The organism is Vibrio paracholerae (assembly GCF_037672085.1).
In the GTDB taxonomy this organism is placed as follows: domain Bacteria; phylum Pseudomonadota; class Gammaproteobacteria; order Enterobacterales; family Vibrionaceae; genus Vibrio; species Vibrio cholerae.
The window spans coordinates 745079-760539 of the sequence record NZ_JBBHLM010000002.1 but is presented as its reverse complement, the minus strand read 5'-3'; the positions used below and the strand labels follow the sequence as shown (position 1 = coordinate 760539).

Here is a 15461-nt window from a genome sequence, read left to right as displayed (position 1 = left end):
GTTGAAATCATTCAACCCTTTCTTTTGGTACCACTCTTTATTCCCAGACAACATAAACTATGTGATTGGGGTGAACGAACATAGCCAACACCGCTGCAGCTTCAAGTAGGAAAGGTATATCGCTTAGTCGAGAGGTTGGCTTGGTGCCTGACATCCGGGTCGATTCGGCGCAAAATCCACCTCCATCAACACATGTGCATTGTCTTCTATCCGCTCTCCAAAATGGAAAAATGCGAATTGCCCCGGCTTCATACGCTGCCAAGTTTCGTTACCGGTTAACGGTTGAGTCGCAATCACTGACACCACATCATTCGGCGTGGTTTCTTCTTGGAAATTGATCTCGACATCTTCATCGAGCAGTGCCGCGCGGCCAAATGGGGCTCGGCGAGTAATCCAATACAAGTGATTGGTGCAATACGCCATCACATATTCGCCATTAGACAGCAGCATATTAAAGACACCGAGAGCTCTAAGCTCATCACAACACTGCGCAACATAGCGCAGCATCTCAGGCCAATCTTGAGGACCTTCGGGGTAACGCTGTTCCATTTGATTCAGCAACCAACAGAATGCCAGTTCGCTGTCCGTTTCACCGACTGGTCGATGGCGTCCAGTGACTAGATTTTGATATCCCGTCAATTGCCCATTGTGGGCAAACGTCCAGTACTGCCCCCACAACTCGCGGGTAAACGGATGAGTGTTTTCCAGATTCACCCCACCGCGATTGGCCTGACGAATGTGGCTGATCACCGCACGACTTTTGATCGGATACTGCTGAACTAACTCGGCAATTTTGGACTGACTGCTGGGATTGGGATCTTTGAAGGTGCGAAAGCCTTTACCTTCGTAAAAGGCGATTCCCCACCCATCACGATGCGGACCCGTTTTCCCGCCACGTTGCATCAAGCCAGTGAAACTAAAACAGATATCGGTTGGTACATTCGCGCTCATGCCGAGCAATTCACACATGGTTTAAACCACTCCTTACTTAAACCAGTAGCCCGGTTAATACCGGGCTCTTGAGCGTAGGGTTACGCCATTTCCTTTTCAATCAACTGAATGATGATGTGGATGATCTTAATGTGCACTTCTTGGATACGATCCGCGTAACCAAAATGTGGCACACGAATTTCAACATCGGCTAAACCCGCCATTTTGCCGCCATCTTTGCCGGTTAACGCGATGGTTTTCATGCCTTTTGCTTTCGCCGCCTCAATGGCTTTTAGGATGTTGCCTGAATTACCAGAGGTAGACAGACCAAACAGAACATCGCCTTTCGCTCCGACCGCTTCCACATAACGAGAGAAAACATAGTCATAGCCAAAATCGTTACTCACACAAGACAGATGGCTTGGATCAGAAATCGCAATACCAGGATAACCAGGGCGGTTTTCACGGTAACGCCCAGTCAACTCTTCAGCAAAGTGCATGGCATCACAGTGCGAACCACCATTACCGCAAGAAAGCACTTTCCCACCTTGCTTGAACGAATCAGCAATCAGCTTAGCCGCCGCTTCAATTTGTGCGATGTTGTGGTCATCACTCAAAAATTTCTGCAAAACGTCTGCCGCTTCGGTCAGTTCACTTCTAATTAAATCCTGGTACATGAGGCATCTCTCTATTGATTATTAGTTATCCGAACTCGCGCGCTTGGCACTTCAATTCAGTATCCACCTGAGTTTACCCAAACAAGCGAAGCTGTCGATAGTCAAAAAGCAAGATTTACTCCTCGTTAGCAAATCCAACCGTTAAAGAAGCGGCAAGAGTAGAGAGATTACTCTAGCGTGATCACTTTCGGACAAAATGCTGTTTTACATTTCATTAATATTTTGGTTACACTTTAACTGGTTAGACCACTAAACTTAGAGTCGCAATTTTCGTATCTACTGATAGAAAACGCGAGTCTGAAAAAGGATAAAACAGTATGGAAATCTTGCTCTCTACCTTAATCATGCTCTTGATTCTCGGCGCATGCCTGTATCAAAGAACATCCCTATTTACCTCATTAGCAGCACTGACTTTCACCATGCTAGCGCTTTCACTGTTTGGGCCAGTTGGCTTTTTCGGTTGGGCGCTCTACTTGGCGGCCGTCGTCGTGCTCTGTCTGCCATCCGTTCGCCAATCGTTGATCAGTGGTAAAGCATTAGCAGTGTTTAAAAAAGTACTGCCTGCGATGTCACAGACCGAGAAAGAAGCCCTAGAGGCCGGTACAGTGTGGTGGGAAGCCGAACTGTTTAAAGGCAAGCCGGACTGGAAAAAGCTGCACAATATCCAAGCTCCGAAGCTCTCTGCTGAAGAACAAGCCTTCCTAGATGGCCCAGTCAATGAAGTGTGTGCCATGGTTAGCGACTACCAAGTCACCCATGAACTGGCAGATTTACCGCCAGAAGTGTGGACTTTCCTCAAAGAGAAGAAATTCTTCGCCATGATCATCAAAAAACAGTATGGCGGCTTAGAATTTTCAGCTTATGCACAATCTTTGGTGCTGCAAAAACTGACCGGTGTTTCTGGTGTTCTCTCCTCAACCGTAGGCGTACCTAACTCCTTAGGCCCCGGTGAGCTGCTGCAACATTACGGTACCGAAGAGCAGAAAAACTATTACTTACCTCGCTTAGCGGAAGGCAAAGAGATCCCCTGTTTTGCTTTAACCAGTCCAGAAGCCGGTTCAGACGCAGGTTCTATCCCTGATTTCGGTGTAGTTTGTAAAGGACAATGGGAAGGCAAAGAAGTTCTAGGTATGCGCCTGACGTGGAACAAGCGCTACATCACACTCGCACCAGTGGCGACTGTGCTGGGGCTTGCCTTTAAACTGCGTGACCCTGAAGGACTGCTCGGTGATAAAGAAGAGCTCGGCATTACCTGTGCCTTGATCCCAACCCATCTTAAAGGCGTGGAGATCGGCAATCGCCACTTCCCACTCAACGTGCCTTTCCAAAACGGTCCAACCCGTGCCAAAGATCTGTTTGTGCCGCTGGATTTCATCATCGGTGGTCCCAAAATGGCAGGCCAAGGCTGGCGCATGTTGGTGGAATGTCTTTCGGTGGGACGCGGCATTACCCTGCCTTCCAATTCAACCGGCGGCATTAAAACTGCGGCACTCGCTACAGGCGCTTATGCGCGTATTCGCCGCCAGTTCAAACAACCTATCGGTCAGATGGAAGGGATTGAAGAGCCATTAGCGCGCCTAGCCGGTAACGCTTATGTGATGGATGCAGCAAGTAACCTGACTGTCGCGGGTATCGATCTCGGTGAAAAGCCTTCGGTAATTTCTGCAATCGTCAAATATCATTGTACTCACCGCGGACAACGCTCAATTATTGATGCGATGGACATTGTCGGCGGCAAAGGCATCTGTTTAGGCCCCGCAAACTTCCTTGCTCGCGGGTATCAAGGTGCTCCAATTGCCATTACGGTCGAAGGTGCCAATATTCTCACCCGCTCGATGATCATCTTTGGTCAAGGTGCGATTCGCTGCCATCCTTATGTACTCAGAGAAATGGAAGCGGCTTATAGCCAACATTCTGATGCGGTAGAGAAATTTGATAGTGCCTTAGCTGGACATGTTGGCTTTGTGCTCAGCAACTTAGTGCGCAGTCTATGGTTTGGTTTGACTGATGGTTATGGTTCACAAGCCCCAACCCGTGATGCGACCAAGCGCTACTACCAACAGCTTAATCGTTACAGTGCTAACTTGGCCCTGCTTGCGGATATCTCCATGGCAGTATTGGGCGGTTCACTCAAACGTAGAGAGCGTCTCTCTGCGCGTTTAGGGGATATTCTGAGCCAGCTTTACTTAAGCTCAGCGACCTTAAAACGTTTTGAAAACGATGGCCGTCCAGCCGAAGATTTACCACTGGTCCATTGGGGCTTACAAGATAGTTTGCGCCAAACTGAAATCGCCATTGATGAGTTCTTGGCTAACTTCCCGAATCGGATTATTGGCCGCGCATTACGTGTACTCATGATGCCTTTCGGCCGAGTGCGTAAAGCGCCAAGTGACAAGCTCGATAGCAAGCTCGCGCAGATCTTGCAAACCCCGAGTGAAACACGTTCAAGAATTGGTCGCCACCAATACTTAACACCGAGTGATAACAATCCTGCGGGTAAGATAGAACAAGCGTTGAATGTGATTTTACAAGCTGAGCCACTGTTTGAAAAAGCGTGCAAAGCGCTTGGTCAACGCCGCCCATTTATGGGACTAGATGAAGTCGCCAAGCTGGGCTTAGAAGCCAAAGTGCTGACCATTCAGGAAGCGGCACTACTGAGCGAAGCAGAAGCGCATCGTCTCTACACCATCAATGTCGATGACTTTGCCCCACAAGAGCTGGCCGCAAAAAAGCGCACACAACGTAAAGCTGAAGTGGCTTAAGTACTGCAATATCATAAAGCCGAGACGGTAAAGTCTCGGCTTTATCGAGATACCATCAAACTAACTTAGTGCCAATCAGCTCAGGGAGCCCCCCCATTACTGTTGCTCTTCATTTTCGACATTTTCGAGCCATAGTCCATTAATGACTCCGAATGAGCATGCCAGTAATACACCAAGAATCCAACAGAAATACCACATCAATAATCTCCTTTAATACAGTGAAGAACTGTGGTTGTGAATGTACTCATTGTCTAATCGACCAAGCATCTTGTAGTAACTCCATATGGTATAACTCAAAATGACCGGTATGACGAAAATAGCGACTATAGTGATGATATTGAGTGTTTTCTGGCTAGATGTCGCATCCCAAATCGTCAAACTATGTGATGGCACTAAGCTAGAAGGCATAACCATAGGAAATAACGCCATCGCAGCAGTCAAAACAATACACATGATTGCAAGACTCGAGAATAGAAATCCCCATCCGGGCTCACCTTTTGAATTTACCCAGATGCTCGCGAGTAAACTGATAAGCCCAGAACAAGGGATAAGCCATAAGGACATATGCTCCTGATAATTATGCAGTAGATAATGAGCCACAACGACGACCTCTTTTTGCAAAGGATTCGAAGCCTCATCCCTAGTCACAGGACTGAGTATGCTATAACCCGCCATATTCGAGGCCAATAAACCGCCGAGAAGAAATAAAGCCAAAGCCATACTGGCACCCACTATCGACACTCTACGAGATCGTTCACGTAAATCATCACACGTTTTGAGCTGTAAAAAGGTGGCACCTTGAGTGACTACCATCGCAAGGCTGAGCAGGCCACACAGTAGCGGAAATGGCGTGAATAGATCCCCAAAATGGCCTTGGTAATCAAGCATCAATAAGTTATTGAGCTGAAAAGGGACTCCTACCAATAAATTACCAAAACCAATGCCAAAGATGAGGGGCGGCACAACGCCACTGATAAACAGTGCGTTATCGCACGCCTTACGCCATGACGGGTTATCGATTTTCGAGCGATAATCCATACCAATTGGGCGCAGCCATAACGCGGCAAGTAGCAACATCATCGCTAAATAGAAACTCGAAAATGCGGTGGCATAAACCAGTGGCCAAACAGCAAAAATCGCTCCACCAGCAGCAATCAGCCATACTTGGTTGCCATCCCAATGAGGCGCGATACTGTTGATCATCACTCGCCGTTGAGCATCACTGCGTCCCAAAATGGGCAGTAGCGCTGCAACGCCCATATCAAAGCCATCGGTGATGATAAAACCAATCAATAGCACACCGACAATCGCCCAAGTCAGCAGACGTAAGGTTTCGTAATCAAACATTGTATTCTCCCTTAATGGTGTACATGAGATAGAGAACCGGGCCCATCTTGAGTTTCAAAATGGTAACGACCGGTGTGCAGTGCACTTGGACCGCGCCGAGCAAACTTAACCATCAGATACATTTCGATCACTAAAAATACGCTGTACAACAAGTAAACTACTCCTAAGGAAATCCATAAATCGCTGGTTGATAAGTGAGAAACCGCCATATTTACCGGCAGCACCTCACCTATCGCCCAAGGCTGGCGGCCAAACTCAGCGACAAACCACCCCGCTTCACTGGCAATCCAAGGAAGGGGAATAGCGCACACTGTCGCTTTTAGTAACCAAGGCTGAGTACCGATTTTTCGGCGACAAATTTGGATAAAGCAAAACCCAATCACAGCGAACATCGCCATACCGCAGGCTACCATTATGCGAAAGCTCCAAAACAGAGGTGCCACTCGCGGAATGGTATCTTGCACCGCTTGTTTAATTTCGCTTTCAGTCGCATCGGTCACGTTATCGGTGTATTTTTTGAGTAATAAACCGTATCCCAAATCGCCTTTTAGTGTTTCAAACTGAGCAACCTTTTGCGGTGAATCCTCACCATTGCGTAAGGCTTCCAATAACCCGTAAGCTAGGATGCCATTACGAATGCGCTGTTCACTTCGCTCCATCAACTCTTTTAAACCAATGACAGGCTCATCCAATGAACGCGTCGCGATAATCCCCATTAAATAAGGAATTTTAATCGCCGCATCTGTGTGCATGGTTTCTTGATTGGGTAACCCAAATAAGGTGAATGAGGCGGGAGCTTGCTCAGTATCCCACTCTGCTTCAATGGCGGCTAACTTCACCTGTTGAACTTCACCTAAGGTATAACCGGACTCATCACCGAGCAGTAAAGTTGCGGTGATAGAAGCCATACCAAAGGCACAAGCCACAGCAAATGAGCGACGCGCAAAGGGAAGATCGCGCTTTTTCAATAAATAGAAAGCACTAATTCCCATGATAAACAGTGCACCGGTGGTATAACCAGCTGCAACGGTATGGACAAATTTCACTTGAGTTACAGGGTTAAAAATGATCTCCGTAAAGTTAACCATCTCCATGCGCATGGTTTGATAGTTAAACTGTGCACCAACTGGATTTTGCATCCAACCGTTAGCCATCAAAATCCATAATCCTGAAAAATTGGAGCCTAGAGCCGTCAACCAAGTTACGCTTAAGTGCTGACGCTTAGAAAGGCGATCCCAACCGAAGAAAAATAATCCAACGAGTGTTGATTCAAGAAAGAAAGCGATTAAAGCTTCAATCGCCAGTGGAGCGCCAAAAATATCGCCAACATAATGAGAGTAGTACGCCCAGTTGGTGCCAAATTGAAACTCCATAGTAAGCCCCGTGGCAACGCCAACGGCGAAGTTAATCCCAAACAACTTCCCCCAAAAGCGAGTCATGTCTTTGTAAACGGTTTTTCCGGTCATCACATAGAGCGATTCCATGATCGCCAGTAAGAATGACAAGCCAATGGTTAACGGAACAAAAATAAAATGGTAAAGCGCCGTACTGGCGAACTGGAACCGTGACAGTTCCACCACATCTGTAAGCATAGAGGCTCCCTCCCACCACCCAAATGGCAGGTAAGATAATCAGAAATGAATGTGCGAATGATGACGTTTGCCACTTGAAGTTGCGGGCTGCAACTTCAAGTCACCGAGCATTGTCAGGCGTTAAGCGGTTTGAGATGTACGGATGAATGGTTTTTTTAGCCAGTAATCGAGGCTAACGTAACGACCACCACCGTAGATGAAAAGCACCATTAACATCACAAAGTAAGTGACAGCAAATTCCATCCCGTTGTTGAGCATGACCGGATCACCCAGTTCGGTAATGTAGTTGTATCGGCCCGGAAAATTGACCGCCAGCCATTCAATGAAGCCATTTAAACGAATGGTAGCTTCCATACCGCTGGTCGCAATCGCATCCCAGCCATGCTTCCAATGCACCATTGCACTCGCCACACTCATCATAAAAATCATGGGAATCGCCATAATTCGAGTAAAGAGACCCAGCGCGATACAAATGCAGCCAACCACTTCTGTTGCTGCCGCCAAAAACGCCAGTAGCTCAGGAAAAGGCAGATTTAAACCACCCTCGGCGGTTGAGGCTCCAAACCAGGCAACGGTTCCAGCAAAACCTAAGACTTTTGAACGAGCACCGACAAAGATCACTGGAACAAGAAAAAGGCGAACCGAGAACAGGACGATAAAATCCCACTTTTTGCATTTTTCGGTCAAGCGGTCATACCGATTAAGGATCGTATGAATCATTGAGTTTCTCCTAATAAACGTAGGCTAATGAGTCCTTTCCAATCGAATGATTGGACCCATGCCAAAAAATGGAAGTTAGCGAGAGATTGAGCAATCTGTTGCTCTAATTGCATGACGGAGCATGTTGGGTTGCTTTGAATCATTTGAATCAATGCGATATCCAAATCTCTCAGCTTTTGCGATACCACCTGATGTGTGGCATGACGAAATACCCCATAACAGACCCTTTCTTGTGGATGGGTGAAAAAAGTAACCGATTCAGGATGAACAACAAAAGGCACTTCAATCAGCTTTAAGGTTGGATTCAGTTGTAAACAAAACCCTTGTGGCTGCGCAGCAACATCATCCCAACACACCTTGAAATCCAGCACATGTGCCGTATCCATTTCTGCGTTGAAAACGATCCATTCATATTCAAGCAGTGCGATCTGCTCTGCACTGAGATTCATGTTGATGTGGTAGCCATTGTGCTGCTGGATAAACTGCAACAACTCGCTCGCAATCTGATGAAACTCTGGCTCAGTAGCGCCATGCCTCACCAGCCATTCATCCGCCAAAGTGCAGAGGCTTTGCTGATTTAACTGAGCACAAAACAGCGGAAAAGTATGCTTCATGACCGAGTAGATATTCTCTTGAATAAACTCTCGATAGCTGCTCGGCGGCTCGTTGTGCTCAGCTAAAGAGCGAATCGACCGCGTCAGCTCGAGCATCGGCATACTCATACGCATCGGTGGCTTAAGCATAGGCATACTCCACATCATGCATAATCTCGTGATGGATAGTGCGTAACTCTTCAGTTAAAACGACAAGAGGAGGTACATGATGATCACGTTCAAGTAATAGAGGGTGACATCCTTGATGAGCGTAAGCATAACGTGCTAACTCGATCACCTCTTGTGGCACCGGTTTACCATGAGTATCAAGCAAGAAATTTCCATGCTCTGTTGAGTGCCCTGCGATATGGTAATAGCTGATAGCGTCACTGGGTAAAGTGGCAAGCATATCGAACGGGCAGTAACTGTGGTTGCGACTATTCACATACAAGTTATTGATGTCAATCAGTAATTTACAACCACTAAGCTCAACCAGTTCAGCAATAAATTCGCCTTCTGGTATCTCCTTGCCGTAACTGTGGTAATAGGAGATGTTTTCCAATACCAAAGGACGCTGCACAATATCTTGGACACAGTGAATACGATCTACTAAATAAGCGATGCTCTCTTTGTAACGCGGAATGGGCAGAAGTTCATATAAGTACCCCTGTACATCACGTGAAAAACTCAAATGCTCACTGTAAATCTCGATATTAAATTCGTCTAAAAATGCCCCCACTTTTCTCACAAAAGCGGTGTTTAGTGGCTGACAATCCCCAATCGACAAACTTAGACCATGCGCGATCAAAGGGTAGTGCTTAGCGATCTGCTGTAACTGCTCACGCTTTAAGCCCCCCATGTTCATCCAGTTTTCTGGCGCAAGTTCTAGGAAATCAATATCAGGATGTTCAGACAACTGACACAGCACATCGACGTGTTCACTACGTAAGCCAATCCCTTTGGAGGTGTGTGCTATTGACCGCATACACCACCAGTAATCTTACTATTCGTTAAAATAACCGTTTCTGTGGTAGGTGTTATCCCTTCGCCAGTTAAGCCACACTTTCCGTCACGAGCACGAACTAAACGCCCTTGGGGATCATTTTTTAAATCCTGCTTTTCAAAACGTTTTTCAGTACCACATTTACCAGCCGCGCATTTGCCACCATGCCCAGAGGTAGATTGCGCACTAACTGGAGCTTCTGTGGATGTTTCTGCAAAGCTCATACCTGGCTGCAAAGCAATAACGGAAGTCATTGCAATCGATAAAGCAATTTTACTATTCATGGGTTATCTCCTTTACAGAATTCATTGGGTAGCTTGAGAGATCACGGGCAGCAATCACTTCACCGTGATAAAACTGTTTGATGATCTTGGTGGACTCTGCCTTATGTTTCAGGCCAACCCCCATCCAGTGGTTAAGCACGAGAAGCTTAGGATTGATTTTTGCGGCAATTTCGCCAATCACAGAAGGCTTTGCGTGCATATAGGCAGAAACATCATCCGCTGATTCATGAATCGCCATCGGCATCACCAAGATGTCAGCATCTTGGGCAAAGTCATAAAAAGCAGGATTACTGCCGTTTTGATCGGCAGAAATAACAATAACGCCCTGATCACTTTCAATACGGTAAGCTAAACACGGCACATCGCCATGAGGAATACCAAGCGCGTAAATGGTTAAACCATCTTGTTGATAGACTTTGATTGGGGTTGTGGTTTTGTAGGGGACATCGGTGATGGTCACTGGGAATAAACCATCACTGCCATCATACAGACCATTTAAATAAGCATAAGCACCATCTTTGCTATTAAACAAAGCATTCATATAACCGGTAAGACTTGGGAAGGCAGAACCTGCTTGGGGACCGGCGATATCAAGTGGATCTTCTCGCTTAAAAAAATAGCCGCCTTTGAGCAGCGCCGGCAGGTCTGCAACGTGATCGGTGTGGAAATGAGTAATACCCAAAAAATCTAAATCTTCGAGTGTGGATCCTGACTGACCAAAGCGTAAAAATGAACCGCCGCCAGCATCAATCATCACTCTCGACTTTCCCTTCCACCAAATCACTTCAGCAGAAGAAGAACGCAGATCATCTGAAATTGGGCCACCAGAGCCAAGGATTTGCAAAGTAAAGTCTTTATCCAAAGGTTCTAGCTCTAGCGCATGAGCAACGCCATGGCTCGATATTAATAGCGTGAGCAACGCTATTGGAGTGAGAATTTTCATTTCAGCTACCTTAATTTTATGAATGAAGGTCAGCCTTGATGAAAAATACACACGAACGAGAAGAAGTTTGATCTACATCAAGGCAACGCTCTCATCCTAACTAAGGGATAAATGTTTTGTATATTTTAAAAAATTTACTATCCGTTTAATAAAACTAAACAGAAAGCTAAAAAATAGGAAATAGTTACTCATAAAACTGGGATTACAGGTAGGCAACAAGGGAGATACCCATCAGCCTATATTGATGGGTATTTATGATGAATTATGCGGTTTAAGCTCTGTAGATAAAAAGGTTATATACCAAAACTACTTGGAGTTGCAGCTAGGCGGCAAGAGAGTGAATCCCCATGAGCATAGATAAACTATGTGATTGGGGGGAACGAACGTAGCCAACACCGCTGCAGCTTCAAGTAGGAAGGGTATACAATAGAAAAGTGTTTACTTACCCTTCTTAGGCGGCATATTTAGCTGCATTTCCGGTACGGCGGCTTTTTTCATTTTGATCTTACGCAGCACAAACCAAACGGCTAATGCCAAGATCAGTACCACGATATTACCCACTATGATGTACATCATGTTACGGCTACGCTGCTCTTCGCGCATCTGAATGATCAGCAGCTCTTGCTCTTGTTTAAGGCGTAAAGCTTCCTCTTCTTCCTGAATTCGGCGCACTTCGGCAATATTGAGCTCATCAACAACACTGTATGTCTGCTCGGAGATCGGGAAATAGAGTTCACGCTGCGAAGCAAGCTCAGTTGCCCACACGTTTCCGTCCCAAGAATAGTTTCCAAACTGACCGTCATAGGGAATGGTCAACTTAGCGGTCAAAGATTCTTTGCCAGATTGCGCCTGTGTGATGTAGTCATCTTGATAAGGATGGTGATGGCGAATATGAGCAACAACAGAACCGGGGTCAATCATCCCCTGCTCTCCCGTAAACAGCACCTGATGCGGTGCGCCCGTTAAGCGCGATTGAATGAAAGTGGTCGAAATCGGCATTGGGTAAACTAACACTTCTTGCTCTTGCGCACGTAGAAAAACGCCATTTCCTGAGGTAATTCGTACACGGTATTTCCCTGGCTCAATCGCCATTTTTAAAGCGACCGTGAACACGCCATCTCCGGGCTTTTCATCAAGCAAAGTGCCATCATCGGCAAATTCACCTAAAACCTCAGGAATTGGTCGAGCTTCTCGAGCTAGCGATTCTTCATTTTCGATGTATTTGGTAAAAGTAACTTTGAGATTAACTCGATCTAGAAAATCTCTTAATAGCAAAGGCTTACCGTCAGAAATCAAACGAGCGGTAAATTTCATTTCCTCTCCCTGAAAAACACGGCTAGGAAACACATCTGTTTTGAGCTGAAGATTAGAGATTAGTTTAATGTTGTTTTTTGGTGTGACTTTACCAATTGCCTGCCAAGGCCCAGGCATAGGATTCTCTATCGAGATGATGTCCATCGAGGATTCTTGATACCAGCGCACATTTTCAGGGTTACGCCACTGATAATACTTGCTGCCATCAGGGCGAACTAATACGACTGGTTGAGAATCTTTTTCTCGGTAAATCACAAAGGTGATTTGGGTAATGGTCGGATCAACGCGAAAACGGTTATCGAGTAGCGACATGCTAGATTGTTGTGTCGCTAAACTACTCAAACTGATCAAACATCCCACTATCGCCGCGAGAATCCTCAACATAACCTCTCCTAACTACGCCATAGGCAAGTGCCACTTTTGGCCACTATGTCCAAACGATCTTGATGTGCTTGTAGTTCATCGGCGCTAGCCGCTAAAACCTTTAACGCTTTTCGCTCTGAACGGGCACGTTTTAACGATTCTGCGCTCAAATCCCCACTATTTTGCGTGGCCGATGAAAATTGCAGTGAAGTCTGCCCACCGGTCATCAATAGATAAACGTCGGCTAGAATCTCCGCATCGAGCAAAGCGCCGTGCAGGGTTCGGTGTGAGTTATCGATGCCGTAGCGCTCACACAAGATATCCAAGTTATTGCGTTTACCGGGGAAAATCCGCTTGGCCATCGCCAAAGTATCGGTCACTTTGCAAAAATCGCTGGTTTTACCGATCGCACCACCGAGTTTAGCAAACTCGTAATCCATAAAGCCGACGTCAAACGGCGCATTGTGGGCAACCAGTTCAGCCCCTTTGATGAAGTCTAAAAACTCCTCATGGACATCTTTGTACTCGGGCTTATCTTTTAGAAACTCATCGGTAATACCGTGAACTTCAATTGCCTCTAATTGAATATCACGATCCGGCTTTAAATAGACGTGAAAATGCCGTCCGGTGAGTTTACGGTTGATGATTTCAACTGCACCGATCTCAATAATTCGATGCCCCTCATAATGGGGGCCGCCTTCGCGGTTCATACCTGTGGTTTCGGTATCGAGTACCACGATGCGTTGGTATTCTGCATTGTTGCTAGTATTCATCAGGATATCTATGTCAGACTATGCCAATTCTTTGCGTGACCCAATAGTATCAAATCATGAACAAACAGGTGGAAATTTTCACAGATGGTTCTTGCCTCGGCAACCCAGGTCCCGGTGGTTATGGCGTCGTGATGCGTTATAAGCAAGTCGAGAAGACCCTTGCTCGCGGTTATCGCCTCACCACCAACAACCGAATGGAAATGCTGGCCGCCGTCATGGCTCTGCAGGCGCTTAAAGAACCCTGTCGCGTGATCCTGACAACCGATAGTCAGTATGTTCGTCAAGGGATCACCCAGTGGATCCACAACTGGAAGCAGCGAGGTTGGAAAACTGCCGACAAAAAACCGGTGAAAAATGCCGACTTATGGCAAGCCCTTGACAGAGAAACCGCTCGCCACCAAGTCGAATGGCGCTGGGTTAAAGGCCACGCGGGACACCGTGAAAACGAAATGTGTGATGAGCTTGCCCGCCAAGCGGCCGAAAATCCCACCGAAGACGACATCGGCTATCAACCTGAAACCAAATAACAGAAGCTCAATCAGCAAAACGGCACTCGTTTTGCACCACAGAGACTTAGAATGAGAGTTCAAAAGAGCGTCACAACTGCGACTTACTATTAAGACTTACTATTAACTCGATAGTTGACCCCAATCGGCGATAATCTTCGCTTCAAACGCCATTTAGAACGAATCGGCTTGAGTGGGCAAGTACGTTTGCGCGCAACAATAAAATACAGACTGCCAAAAGGTGAATTTGAGCCACCTAAGCCGTTTTCCAGCCAAGTCCAAAAAGGTCGGTATTTCTGCATCGGAAACAAGGCGTACTGATCGCAAGCAACCACTTGGTAATTGAGTACGCTTAGCCAATCTTTAATTCGATTAGGGGTAAACATCCGCCCACTCCAAGGCAAATTATTTCTGCGCCAAGGCATCAGACTAGCTAAACCAATAAAACTGATGGGGTTAAAACCGGTGATGATCAGATAACCATCATCAATCAACACTCGATCAACTTCCCGCAATAAACGGTGAGGATCGTTACTGTAGTCGAGTTGATGCGCCAAAATCGCCACATCAATACTCTTCTCTAGAAATGGCAGTTCATATTTATCTGCGATCACCGTATGCAACGGATTTTCAATATCGAGGTGTACTTGGTGTTGAATATTGCAAGAACAACTGGCAAGCTCACAGCTCAGACCGCCGAGCTTTAACATATGGTAACCAAAAAGTTTGGGGCACCATTCATCTAAACGGGTCTGAATAGATTCGCTCACCCATTGGCCATTTTTCAATTGTGACCATGAGTGTGGATTTTCAAACGCTTTATCACTGCGTGCTGGTTTCATTGCTCACCCGCTTCATCAAGGTAACCGGAGACAACTCATGTTACAGATCAAAAGCATACCCGCATTTGACGACAATTACATCTGGCTGATTCAAAATCGCGATAGCGACTGTGCTGTAGTCGACCCAGGCAGTGCCGAACCTGTCCTCGCTTACCTTAAACAGCATGACTTAAACTTAAAAGCCGTGTTGATCACCCATCACCATCACGACCACATTGGTGGCGTTGCTGAGCTTGTACATCAGTTTCCCGAAATCCATGTCGTAGGACCAGCGCAAGAGCCAATTCCAACGCTGACTCATCCGGTAGAAGATGGCGACCAGATCGAACTGTTTGATGAACGATTTATGGTTCTCGGTCTGCCGGGGCACACCATAGGGCATATCGGTTACGTTGGCGATGGCAAGCTGTTTTGTGGCGATGTGCTGTTTTCTGCAGGCTGTGGGCGGGTGTTTGAAGGCACGATGGAACAGATGTTTTCTTCATTGAATAAGTTACTCCGCCTCCCCGAAGAGACTCAAGTTTACTGCGCACACGAATACACAGCCGCCAATGTCGCTTTTGCATTAGCGGTAGAGCCCGAAAACGAACAGCTGCATATTTATCGTGATGAAGTGAGTCGTTTACGCGCACAAAATCAGCCAACATTGCCCACCACATTGGGGCGTGAAAAACGGGTTAATCCTTTTTTACGCACGCAAGAGGCGAGCGTCATTCGCTCAGTGGCTAGCCAAGTGTCAACACTGGATTCGCTCACAATATTTACTGCATTACGTGAATGGAAGAATGAATTTTGACTTTTGCAGCTTGTCA

General features: G+C 46.4%; 16 protein-coding genes. 3 read left to right on the top strand and 13 right to left on the bottom strand.

The genetic code is table 11. The features are described 5' to 3' along the window. Nucleotides 1-123: 123 nt before the first annotated feature. Both R4537_RS08790 and lpcA read right to left on the bottom strand, forming a co-directional pair. Nucleotides 124-969 (bottom strand): class II glutamine amidotransferase, encoded by an 846-nt coding sequence (locus R4537_RS08790; RefSeq protein ID WP_000333368.1) that lies wholly within the window; start codon nucleotides 967-969, stop codon nucleotides 124-126. 62 nt (nucleotides 970-1031) lie between these two features. Next, a complete protein-coding gene (lpcA, locus tag R4537_RS08785; protein ID WP_000284054.1) occupies nucleotides 1032-1607 on the bottom strand; it encodes a D-sedoheptulose 7-phosphate isomerase in 576 nt (191 codons plus the stop codon). Between the two features lie 317 nt (nucleotides 1608-1924). Here lpcA and fadE point away from each other — a divergent pair, with 317 nt between their 5' ends. After that, entirely contained in the window at nucleotides 1925-4369 is a 2445-nt protein-coding gene (gene fadE, locus R4537_RS08780) for an acyl-CoA dehydrogenase FadE (RefSeq protein ID WP_071179142.1), read from the top strand. A gap of 96 nt (nucleotides 4370-4465) precedes the next feature. Here the strand turns inward: fadE and cydX are convergent, their stop codons facing one another. From cydX to dnaQ, 10 genes are all read right to left on the bottom strand, one after another. Further along, nucleotides 4466-4567 carry a cytochrome bd-I oxidase subunit CydX gene (gene cydX, locus R4537_RS08775; protein WP_071179143.1) on the bottom strand — a complete coding sequence of 34 codons (102 nt, stop codon included), beginning with the start codon at nucleotides 4565-4567 and terminating at the stop codon, nucleotides 4466-4468. Between the two features lie 12 nt (nucleotides 4568-4579). Next, nucleotides 4580-5716: a cytochrome d ubiquinol oxidase subunit II gene (gene cydB, locus R4537_RS08770; RefSeq protein ID WP_071179144.1), complete on the bottom strand. Its 1137-nt coding sequence runs from the start codon at nucleotides 5714-5716 to the stop codon at nucleotides 4580-4582. Between the two features lie 11 nt (nucleotides 5717-5727). Then, entirely contained in the window at nucleotides 5728-7308 is a 1581-nt protein-coding gene (locus R4537_RS08765) for a cytochrome ubiquinol oxidase subunit I (RefSeq protein WP_000954629.1), read from the bottom strand. Between the two features lie 120 nt (nucleotides 7309-7428). Further along, nucleotides 7429-8028 carry an HvfX family Cu-binding RiPP maturation protein gene (locus R4537_RS08760; protein WP_071179145.1) on the bottom strand — a complete coding sequence of 200 codons (600 nt, stop codon included), beginning with the start codon at nucleotides 8026-8028 and terminating at the stop codon, nucleotides 7429-7431. Beyond that, nucleotides 8025-8771 carry an HvfC family peptide modification chaperone gene (locus tag R4537_RS08755; protein WP_071179146.1) on the bottom strand — a complete coding sequence of 249 codons (747 nt, stop codon included), beginning with the start codon at nucleotides 8769-8771 and terminating at the stop codon, nucleotides 8025-8027. The genes R4537_RS08760 and R4537_RS08755 overlap by 4 nt, the downstream gene beginning before the upstream one ends. Next, nucleotides 8764-9606 (bottom strand): MbnB/TglH/ChrH family RiPP precursor modification enzyme, encoded by an 843-nt coding sequence (locus tag R4537_RS08750; protein ID WP_071179147.1) that lies wholly within the window; start codon nucleotides 9604-9606, stop codon nucleotides 8764-8766. The genes R4537_RS08755 and R4537_RS08750 overlap by 8 nt, the downstream gene beginning before the upstream one ends. Then, nucleotides 9594-9908 (bottom strand): hypothetical protein, encoded by a 315-nt coding sequence (locus R4537_RS08745; protein ID WP_001085081.1) that lies wholly within the window; start codon nucleotides 9906-9908, stop codon nucleotides 9594-9596. Before R4537_RS08745 ends, R4537_RS08750 begins: the two co-directional genes overlap by 13 nt. Beyond that, the gene (locus R4537_RS08740) at nucleotides 9901-10845 is read right to left on the bottom strand and encodes an MBL fold metallo-hydrolase (protein WP_407047519.1); all 945 of its coding nucleotides are present in this window, start codon (nucleotides 10843-10845) and stop codon (nucleotides 9901-9903) included. Before R4537_RS08740 ends, R4537_RS08745 begins: the two co-directional genes overlap by 8 nt. Nucleotides 10846-11289: 444 nt before the next feature. After that, nucleotides 11290-12549: a TIGR03503 family protein gene (locus R4537_RS08735; protein WP_071179149.1), complete on the bottom strand. Its 1260-nt coding sequence runs from the start codon at nucleotides 12547-12549 to the stop codon at nucleotides 11290-11292. Between the two features lie 8 nt (nucleotides 12550-12557). After that, nucleotides 12558-13301, bottom strand: coding sequence for a DNA polymerase III subunit epsilon (dnaQ, locus tag R4537_RS08730; RefSeq protein WP_071179150.1), 744 nt, complete (start codon nucleotides 13299-13301; stop codon nucleotides 12558-12560). A gap of 56 nt (nucleotides 13302-13357) precedes the next feature. On the opposite strand from dnaQ, the gene rnhA reads away from it, so the two are divergent. After that, nucleotides 13358-13828 carry a ribonuclease HI gene (gene rnhA, locus R4537_RS08725; RefSeq protein ID WP_001041877.1) on the top strand — a complete coding sequence of 157 codons (471 nt, stop codon included), beginning with the start codon at nucleotides 13358-13360 and terminating at the stop codon, nucleotides 13826-13828. 89 nt (nucleotides 13829-13917) lie between these two features. On the opposite strand, the gene R4537_RS08720 is transcribed toward rnhA, so the two are convergent. Then, on the bottom strand, nucleotides 13918-14649 hold the full coding sequence (locus tag R4537_RS08720) for a class I SAM-dependent methyltransferase (RefSeq protein WP_071179151.1): 732 nt from the start codon (nucleotides 14647-14649) through the stop codon (nucleotides 13918-13920). A 37-nt stretch (nucleotides 14650-14686) separates the two neighbouring features. On the opposite strand from R4537_RS08720, the gene gloB reads away from it, so the two are divergent. Further along, nucleotides 14687-15445 (top strand): hydroxyacylglutathione hydrolase, encoded by a 759-nt coding sequence (gene gloB, locus R4537_RS08715; protein ID WP_071179152.1) that lies wholly within the window; start codon nucleotides 14687-14689, stop codon nucleotides 15443-15445. The last annotated feature ends 16 nt before the right edge of the window (nucleotides 15446-15461 follow it).

What these genes read in the sequence shown, in the direction of transcription:
- R4537_RS08755 (WP_071179146.1), bottom strand. Translation starts at nt 8,771, where the DNA reads ATGCTTAAGCCACCGATGCGTATGAGTATGCCGATGCTCGAGCTGACG.
- fadE (WP_071179142.1), top strand. Translation starts at nt 1,925, where the DNA reads ATGGAAATCTTGCTCTCTACCTTAATCATGCTCTTGATTCTCGGCGCA.
- R4537_RS08745 (WP_001085081.1), bottom strand. Translation starts at nt 9,908, where the DNA reads ATGAATAGTAAAATTGCTTTATCGATTGCAATGACTTCCGTTATTGCT.
- R4537_RS08735 (WP_071179149.1), bottom strand. Translation starts at nt 12,549, where the DNA reads ATGTTGAGGATTCTCGCGGCGATAGTGGGATGTTTGATCAGTTTGAGT.
- R4537_RS08790 (WP_000333368.1), bottom strand. Translation starts at nt 969, where the DNA reads ATGTGTGAATTGCTCGGCATGAGCGCGAATGTACCAACCGATATCTGT.
- R4537_RS08750 (WP_071179147.1), bottom strand. Translation starts at nt 9,606, where the DNA reads ATGCGGTCAATAGCACACACCTCCAAAGGGATTGGCTTACGTAGTGAA.
- cydX (WP_071179143.1), bottom strand. Translation starts at nt 4,567, where the DNA reads ATGTGGTATTTCTGTTGGATTCTTGGTGTATTACTGGCATGCTCATTC.
- cydB (WP_071179144.1), bottom strand. Translation starts at nt 5,716, where the DNA reads ATGTTTGATTACGAAACCTTACGTCTGCTGACTTGGGCGATTGTCGGT.
- R4537_RS08765 (WP_000954629.1), bottom strand. Translation starts at nt 7,308, where the DNA reads ATGCTTACAGATGTGGTGGAACTGTCACGGTTCCAGTTCGCCAGTACG.
- dnaQ (WP_071179150.1), bottom strand. Translation starts at nt 13,301, where the DNA reads ATGAATACTAGCAACAATGCAGAATACCAACGCATCGTGGTACTCGAT.
- R4537_RS08720 (WP_071179151.1), bottom strand. Translation starts at nt 14,649, where the DNA reads ATGAAACCAGCACGCAGTGATAAAGCGTTTGAAAATCCACACTCATGG.
- gloB (WP_071179152.1), top strand. Translation starts at nt 14,687, where the DNA reads ATGTTACAGATCAAAAGCATACCCGCATTTGACGACAATTACATCTGG.
- lpcA (WP_000284054.1), bottom strand. Translation starts at nt 1,607, where the DNA reads ATGTACCAGGATTTAATTAGAAGTGAACTGACCGAAGCGGCAGACGTT.
- rnhA (WP_001041877.1), top strand. Translation starts at nt 13,358, where the DNA reads ATGAACAAACAGGTGGAAATTTTCACAGATGGTTCTTGCCTCGGCAAC.
- R4537_RS08760 (WP_071179145.1), bottom strand. Translation starts at nt 8,028, where the DNA reads ATGATTCATACGATCCTTAATCGGTATGACCGCTTGACCGAAAAATGC.